Source organism: Tianweitania sp. (assembly GCF_032053605.1).
In the GTDB taxonomy this organism is placed as follows: domain Bacteria; phylum Pseudomonadota; class Alphaproteobacteria; order Rhizobiales; family Rhizobiaceae; genus Tianweitania.
This window is the reverse complement of the sequence record NZ_DAMBUH010000137.1, coordinates 1-7473: the sequence shown is the minus strand read 5'-3', so window position 1 is coordinate 7473 and position 7473 is coordinate 1. Positions and strand designations below refer to the sequence as shown.

Genomic DNA, 7473 nt, shown 5'->3' with positions numbered 1-7473 from the left:
AGGCACGCGGCGGGCCTAAGGGCCACGACGGCCCACCGCCTCCGCCACCATCAAAGGCTGCTGAGTTCCGCTTCAAGCGCGGGCCTCTCGAAGTGGCGGTGCGCTGCTCAGAACTCGAGCCGATCAAGCCCTGCGCCGATGCTGCCAACCAGTTGATGGACAAGTTTGCAGCCCTGTCAGAACCAGGCCTGATGCCCGGCGATCGGAGCACTGCATCAGATCCGCTTCCTGGCGGCGAGACCGCTCCGGGAAGTGGTGGTCCGGCACTAGAGCCGAAGCCGTAGTCCAACCGAATGCTATGAGGCTGGCCACATGGCTGGCCTCTGTTTGCTCGCCTGATGGGCAACTAAGAGCTGGCGGCCGCTTTCAGAAAATGACCTCCCAGTGAGAAAGGTTTGCAATTTGTCGAAAGCAGTTCTGGGTGAGTAGAACAAGCAGCCTAGTGGGCCAGCTTCAAGTGAGCGTCGTCTGCAGCTTGCTTGGATCCGACTCAAGAATCTAGCGAGGATCATTTCGGAGGTTCGTTTCCAGCATTGAGCAAGCGGCAGTCGCGGATGAAGGCAGCCTTGAATACGGACATGCGAAGAGGTATCTTACACGCGTCTTACATTTGGGATAAGCTCATGGTCGCTGTGGAGAAGCTCACCACCACCCTTTCCACAAAGGGGCAAGTCATATTGCCAAGCGCGATCCGACAGCGACGCGAATGGAGCGTCGGGATGCGCCTGACGGTTGAGGAAACCGCTGATGGTGTGCTGCTAAGGCCAGCGCCAGCATTTGTGGAGACACGGCCGGAAGAAGTCTTCGGCATGTTACCTCGGACGGGAAAGCCAAAGTCGATCGCGGAGATGGACGCAGGCGTGCTTGCTGAAGCAAGGCGTCGGCATGCTCGCGATTGATACAAACGTCGTCGTCCGATACTTGACCAACGACCATCCCAAACAGTCTCAGAAGGCGCGAGCCCTAATCGACGGGCAGCCCGTATTTGTTAGCGTCACGGTGCTCCTTGAAACAGAGTGGGTGCTGCGTAGCGCTTACGACTATCGTTCGGTGGACATCGCGGCGGCGTTACGCGCTTTCGCAGGCCTCCCGACGGTTACTGTAGAGGATAGTGCCATGGTTTCGACCGCGCTTGAACTGGCGGAGAACGGCATGGACTTTGCCGATGCGCTGCATCTGGCAAGGGCTGCACATTGCGAAGGCATGGTCAGTTTCGACCGTAAGTTCATAAAGGCGGCAACGGCGGCCGGTTATGATGGTGCGCGGGAAGTCTGAGAGCGATCCAGCGCCTCCGCCGCACCAGCAGTGCTTAGTCCGGCGTAGCGGCTCAATGTGGCCTGAGCCAAGCTGATGATAGGCACTCTATCAGGCAAACTCGGGCTCGGAGTTACCCGTAATGGCGCTTCCCTACCTCGCTCTTTGATCGCCAAGTGCGTTCGAGACCATACAGGGTCGGCTTTGATCACTTGCGAAACTGTTGTTGTTGCTGACGTGATTGCGATACGGGTCGCTCAAGAGCGCGGAACGTTGCCACAGAGAAGGAGCTGAGCCTCAACAGAGCAAGGGCTTCAGTATCCTCGTGAATGCGCATGGCGCAGTTGCTTCGAGTGCGCATCATCGGCGTTATTTCCCAGCGTGAAACTCTCCACACTCCTCGTAGGAACGAGTTGTCGCTGGCACAGGAAGAGGCTGCCCATAGTCGATGTTAGGGGTGTTTGTAGGATACTTCCTCGAGTAGATTTCTGCCGACTTAAAGGGTTCAGTGTCAAAGAAGCGGAGTCTATCTCCGAAAATTGGCCGTTGCCCTTCCACGAGCAAGATCATCTTGCTTTCAGGCATCTGCCGCACATCCTGCGGCAACATCAGATCACGTTCCCGAATCTGTTCAACCTTCGTCCGACGGTGCAGACCGAGAAGTTCAATCGAGCGGGACTCGGACCGATAGCGAATTGTTCGTTTTCCGAGTGCGCGCGATATATATTCAGCAGCCGGTTGATCGTTTGCGCCTAGCACGAGCTGATAACCACAATTAGCCAGCAGGACTTAACGGGAACTCTCACCATAAATTTCGTCTAAGCTATTTAGATCCTGGATAACGAAGGCAAACTTGATCTTGTACCCCGCCACAAACGGCAGCTTGGTCATGATCTCGTCCATGCGCTTCAGCTGGCGGAACTCATCGAGCAGGAAGTAGACGGGTACGGAATTGGGATCGTGTTCAAGCGTCAGAATGTCCATGACCTGTTGCACGAACAGCGTCAGAAGCGGTCGCAGAAGCGTAATGTCAGTGATGTTCGGGGCCAGGTAGATCGAGATCGGCCGCCGCTTCATGGCTCGTAGATCCATGTCGGTCACGTTCGTGGCTGCAACCACGCGCTCGTTCTTGAACGGCCTCATCGCCTTCTGGATATCCAGAAGCGCCGAGGCCGCGGCCCTGTCCGAAAGAGCGAGGTATGCGTTGAAGCTTTCGAGCGTGAACTTGGACAGATAGGGTTCTTTTTCCTTGATGTATTTCATCAAGGCCTGGAGGTCGGTCCCGCTGTTGAAGAAGGAATTGATCTCGCCCAGATTGCGCCGGTCTTTGTAGAAGGGACTTTCCAGCACATAGCTGATCGCGCCGGCGAGAACCTGCTGCGCCGTTGCCTGCCAAACCGAGTTTTCGGATTCCGTATTCTCAGGAACAAGGATGCTCGCAATGTTCTGGATATCGGTTGTGCGGTTGCCGCGCTCAGGACGCACGAAATCCAGCGGGTTATAGCGGTTGTTCTTTTCGGAACCGGGCGCGAAGAGGAAGACCTGATTGCCCTGACGTTTCCGGTAGCCGGCGGTGGCTCGGTAGACCTCGCCCTTAAGGTCAGTGACGATCACCGAGCCTTGATGGGAGATGGCGTTAGGGATGACATAGCCGGCACCCTTGCCCGATCGCGTCGGCCCGATAACCAGATGATGCCGATCGTCATGCGTCCGCAAGACATTCCGGCCGACACGGCCGAAAAGATGGCCCTCCTTGCGAAACCATTTGCCGCGACGCAGCGCCGCGAGGTCCTGGAAGGACGCATCCCCAAGCGGATTGCTTGCGGGCTTCATGCCGATATATGCAACCAGGCCGGCGATCAGGAACGCCGGCACAAGCGAGCCCAAGGCGACTTTATGCAGTGCCGGGCTGGAGCTATAGGCCCAGAATTGCTGCATCGGCGCAAACGGGTTGTTTGTGATTGTCGCTTCAAGGATCCGGCCGTTGCCAAAGAAGAGCTGCAGGCCGATGCCATAACCGAGCATCCAGACGGCGAAGGCTATGGCAAGGCAGAAGACGAGATAAAACGCGGCGAGCCCCTTGGTCATGGCTGCTCGTTACGCGCAAAGAAAATCTCGGAGACGCCCCGCTTTCCGCCCTCGCGCCGGAGTTGGATGACGATCGGGATGACCATCTGAATGTACGACATCAGATCCTACTTGGAGAAGCCGGCGGACATGCCCGATTGTTGCATCATCATGGCGAGCTGTTCGTAAGCTCCCAAAAGCGTATCGGCATGGACGGTCGACATCAAGCCGGGATGACCGGTGTTGATCGCACGCAAGAATGAGAACGCCTCGTTGCCGCGGATCTCGCCGACAAACAGCCGATCAGGACGCATGCGAAGCGAGGATTCAAGCAGCTTCTGGATCGTGACGTTTGCTGTTCCCTGATCACCTTTCGAGGCAATCAGATGGACGGTGTTGCGCTGCGTCGGGAAGAGTTCGCGTGTGTCCTCAAGGGTCACAATCCGCTCGTGCGGATCGATGCTCTTGAGGCACGCATTGAGGAAGGTGGTTTTGCCGGACGACGTGCCGCCGATGATAAGGACCGACACGCGCTTGGTTATCGCGGTGCGGATGATGTCGTAAATCCGGCCGCCGCGAAGGTAGGCGATCAGCTCGTGGTCGACGTCGCTCAGTCCGCCCACGGCAACGGAGACCTTTTCAAGCGAGCCGTTGTCTCGATACTCCTCGAGCGTGAAGTTATTCACGACCTGCTTTCGGATCGAGATCGTTCCCCCAACCCCGGTGCAGCAGGCGGGAGGACGATTGGAATGCGTTCGCCGGTAGGGAGTGCGGCGCTTAGGATAGGTTCTGACCGGCTGATAAATTGGCTTGTCGCAGCCGCGACCCGTGCCCCGATGTTCTGAATCTCATCGGCCGTCAGCGCATCGATCATGTGATGCTGCATGTGATCTTCTCCAACCGTTCCACGTAGACGTGGCCCGGCTTGTTGATCGCAGTTTCCACTACCTTCGGGTCATCAAGGAAGTGCCTGATCGGCTCCAGGAGTACCTGGACGCGCCGCTACGCTTCAAGGCAATTTCACGCTTGAACTTGCGCTTACCCCTGTCCGCCGTTATGGAGCCTGCACCGGTCGCAGCCTACCCGGTTATCAAAACAAGGGTCTCATAGATGAAAACCACAGTGGTCTGCTCCGGCGGACTGGATTCCGTTTCGCTCGCCTACATCGTTGCGGCCGAGCATGAACTCACCCGTCTCGTTTCGTTCGATTATGGGCAGAAACACCGCAAGGAAGTTGAGTTCGCCGCCCGCGCTGCAGAGCAGCTGGGCGTACCGCATCACCTTTTCGATCTACGCCCGATCGGCGCCGCACTTACGGGCTCGGCACTGACGGACGACCTCGATGTGCCCGACGGCCATTATGCCGAAGAAACGATGCGCATCACGGTTGTGCCTAATCGAAACGCAATTATGCTGACGATCGCTTTCGGCCTCGCTGCCGCAAAGGGCGAGGACGCTGTGGCGACCGCAGTGCATGGCGGCGACCACTTCATTTATCCGGACTGCCGGCCGAGCTTCACCGAAGCCTTCGACCGAATGCAGGCGGCTGCATTAGATGGCTATGCGCAGGTTAAGCTGCACACGCCGTTTGTAAGAGCGACCAAGGCCGACATCGTTACGAAAGGCGCGCTTTACGACACGCCGTTTGCGCAAACATGGTCCTGCTACAAAGGCGGCGACATTCATTGCGGTCGATGCGGCACCTGCGTCGAGCGCCGCGAAGCCTTCCATCTCGCTGGTGTGACCGACCCCACCACTTATGCCGACGCCGATTTCTGGTGCGAGGCGATCGAAAGCAGAAAGCCCGCCTGATGTTCCGGATCACCAAGGAATTTCACTTCTCGGCCTCACACCAGCTCTCTCATTTGCCCGCGGATCATCAATGCGCCCGGCTGCATGGCCACAACTACATCGTCGTGGTCGAACTTGCCGCGCCCACTCTCAATGAAGATGGATTCGTTCGCGATTACCACGAGCTGGCGCCCCTCAAGACCTATATCGATGGCACCTTCGATCATCGCCATCTCAACGACGTTCTGGACGGCCCATCCACTGCCGAAAACATGGCGCGACACTTCTTCGATTGGTGTAGCGCTCGCTGGCTCGAAGTCAGCGCTGTGAAAGTCTCGGAAACACCGAAGACTTGGGCCGAGTACCGGCCCATCCAGTCGTCATGACCTTGCGCATCGCCGAGATCTTCGGTCCTACCATCCAGGGCGAAGGCGCGCTGATCGGTCAGCCTACGGCGTTCATTCGCGCTGGCGGTTGTGACTACCGCTGCTCGTGGTGTGACAGCCTGCATGCAGTGGAAAGCCAACATCGTCATGACTGGCTTGCGATGGAGCCGGACGCGATCATGGCCGAAGTTGTCCGCTTGTCTGGCGGGCAGCCGATTACCGTGTCGATCTCCGGTGGCAACCCCGCCATTCAAGACTTTGCGCCGGTGATAGAATTAGGCAAGGCGAGCGGCTATCGCTTTGCCTGCGAAACGCAAGGCTCGATCGCGCGCCACTGGTTCTCCGAGCTGGCCATGCTGGTGCTCTCGCCCAAGCCGCCGTCGAGTGGTCAAGGCACGAACTGGTCGGCTTTTGAGGAGTGTTTGACTGCTGCGAAAGGCGCAGACATCGTGATGAAGATCGTGATCTTCGACGACCGCGACCTTCTTTGGGCGCGTGAAGCTGCGGCGCGTTATCCCGCGCTTGCGCTTTATCTTCAGCCCGGCAATCCGAATACTGACCCGCTTCAGCCTGTTTCCACCCAAAGCCTCAGCGACCGCCTCTTATGGCTGGTCGAGGAGACGGTGGGGAAAGGATGGCTCGTTCCGCACATCCTGCCGCAGTTGCATGTGCTGATCTGGGGCAACAAGCGCGGAGTTTGATACTCTGTTTCTCTCCGGGGAAGCCAATGATCTTCACGAGACAAGACAGCGGATTGAAAAGCGGCCGCGCAAAGCCCGTGCACAGGCTGTCCATATCGCCGATCGCGGTCGTCTTCCTGCTTGCTACGTGGAGCGGCGTGAACTAGAAGGCCGGAAAAATCAGGCTTCGGACGCTCAGTTCGTTGAACAAAGGGGAAGATAGGCGTCGGAGAAGCGCCTTCTAAAGTGAGTGGAAGAGATCGGCTAAAGGCCGGCGCCGAAGGAGCAACCGCCCCGGAAACTCTCAGGCAAAGAGGACCTCTCACCTTCTAGAATCTGGAAAGAAATCGGGCCGACCAGGCCTGATTCGCCGACGGGATAACACTCTCAGGCAAAAAGGACAGATGGGGCTTCCAAGCGCGACAACGCGCGATCATTGCCGTCTCCGACGGACGGTTTCGGGAGCCACTGAATGAACCATCAATCCGCACTGCGACGAACGCCGCTTTACCCTCTTCATGTCCGGTTGAACGGCAAGCTGGTGCCGTTCGCCGGTTCCGAGATGCCGGTGCAATATACTCTCGGCGTTCTGAAAGAGCATCTGCATACCCGTGCTGCGGCGGGACTGTTCGACGTCTCGCATATGGGCCAGGTCATCGTGAAGGCAAAATCGGGTGTTTATGCCGACGCCGCGCTGGCGCTGGAAGCGCTCGTGCCGGTCGATATTCTCGGCTTGAAGGCTGGACGCCAGCGTTATGGCTTCTTCACCAATGACGAAGGCGGCATTCTCGATGATCTGATGATCACCAATCGCGGCGATCACCTCCTTGTTGTCGTCAACGCCGCCTGCAAGGAAGCCGACCTCGCTCACATGCAGGCGCAGCTCACGGATTGCGACGTCACCCTGCTGGACGATCGGGCGCTAATTGCGCTTCAGGGCCCCCGCGCGGCAGCCGTTCTGGCAACGCTGTGGGACGGTGCTGCGGCAATGACCTTCATGGATGTGCGCGACGCTGACCTTTGCGGCGCGCCCTGTGTGGTTTCGCGCTCTGGCTATTCGGGAGAGGACGGCTTCGAGATTTCGGTTCCCGCAGGGAAAGCCGAGGAAGTGGCGCAGGCCCTGCTCGACCATCCCGAGTGCGAGGCGATCGGCCTTGGCGCGCGTGACTCGCTCCGCCTCGAAGCAGGACTTTGCCTTTACGGCAGCGACATCGACCCATCGACGTCGCCGGTTGAAGCGTCCATCGAATGGGCCATCCAGAAAGCGCGCCGCACCGGTGGCGCACGCGAAGGCG

Annotated in this window: 7 protein-coding genes, 2 pseudogenes and 1 riboswitch; of the genes and pseudogenes, 7 read left to right on the top strand and 2 right to left on the bottom strand. The window is 58.3% G+C overall.

All coding sequences use genetic code 11. The annotated features are described in order from the left end of the window. From RTX98_RS18970 to RTX98_RS18960, 3 genes are all read left to right on the top strand, one after another. Positions 1-284, top strand: a 284-nt coding sequence (locus RTX98_RS18970; RefSeq protein ID WP_312798397.1) for a hypothetical protein, incomplete at its 5' end; no start/stop codon positions are given. 339 nt (positions 285-623) lie between these two features. Then, entirely contained in the window at positions 624-899 is a 276-nt protein-coding gene (locus tag RTX98_RS18965) for an AbrB/MazE/SpoVT family DNA-binding domain-containing protein (protein WP_312798395.1), read from the top strand. Further along, complete coding sequence (locus RTX98_RS18960) at positions 886-1275, top strand: type II toxin-antitoxin system VapC family toxin (protein ID WP_312798394.1); 390 nt, start codon at positions 886-888, stop codon at positions 1273-1275. Before RTX98_RS18965 ends, RTX98_RS18960 begins: the two co-directional genes overlap by 14 nt. Before the next feature lie 366 nt (positions 1276-1641). Here the strand turns inward: RTX98_RS18960 and RTX98_RS18955 are convergent. Further along, a pseudogene (locus tag RTX98_RS18955) lies at positions 1642-3342 on the bottom strand (type IV secretory system conjugative DNA transfer family protein); the annotation flags it as partial. Next, positions 3339-4305 (bottom strand): annotated as a pseudogene (gene virB11 / locus RTX98_RS18950) (P-type DNA transfer ATPase VirB11). The pseudogenes virB11 and RTX98_RS18955, both read right to left, overlap by 4 nt. A 126-nt stretch (positions 4306-4431) precedes the next feature. Here virB11 and queC point away from each other — a divergent pair. From queC to gcvT, 4 genes are all read left to right on the top strand, one after another. Further along, positions 4432-5133 carry a 7-cyano-7-deazaguanine synthase QueC gene (gene queC, locus RTX98_RS18945; protein WP_312798392.1) on the top strand — a complete coding sequence of 234 codons (702 nt, stop codon included), beginning with the start codon at positions 4432-4434 and terminating at the stop codon, positions 5131-5133. Then, entirely contained in the window at positions 5133-5498 is a 366-nt protein-coding gene (queD, locus tag RTX98_RS18940; protein WP_312798390.1) for a 6-carboxytetrahydropterin synthase QueD, read from the top strand. Before queC ends, queD begins: the two co-directional genes overlap by 1 nt. Then, on the top strand, positions 5495-6199 hold the full coding sequence (queE, locus tag RTX98_RS18935) for a 7-carboxy-7-deazaguanine synthase QueE (RefSeq protein WP_312798388.1): 705 nt from the start codon (positions 5495-5497) through the stop codon (positions 6197-6199). The genes queD and queE overlap by 4 nt, the downstream gene beginning before the upstream one ends. A gap of 220 nt (positions 6200-6419) precedes the next feature. Then, a riboswitch (glycine riboswitch) is annotated at positions 6420-6509 on the top strand. 141 nt (positions 6510-6650) lie between these two features. Continuing rightward, positions 6651-7473, top strand: an 823-nt coding sequence (gene gcvT / locus RTX98_RS18930) for a glycine cleavage system aminomethyltransferase GcvT (RefSeq protein WP_312798387.1), incomplete at its 3' end; no start/stop codon positions are given.

Bases quoted from the DNA above. Each gene is read 5' to 3' on its own strand.
- RTX98_RS18965 (WP_312798395.1), top strand. From the start codon at position 624: ATGGTCGCTGTGGAGAAGCTCACCACCACCCTTTCCACAAAGGGGCAA.
- RTX98_RS18960 (WP_312798394.1), top strand. From the start codon at position 886: ATGCTCGCGATTGATACAAACGTCGTCGTCCGATACTTGACCAACGAC.
- queC (WP_312798392.1), top strand. From the start codon at position 4,432: ATGAAAACCACAGTGGTCTGCTCCGGCGGACTGGATTCCGTTTCGCTC.
- queD (WP_312798390.1), top strand. From the start codon at position 5,133: ATGTTCCGGATCACCAAGGAATTTCACTTCTCGGCCTCACACCAGCTC.
- queE (WP_312798388.1), top strand. From the start codon at position 5,495: ATGACCTTGCGCATCGCCGAGATCTTCGGTCCTACCATCCAGGGCGAA.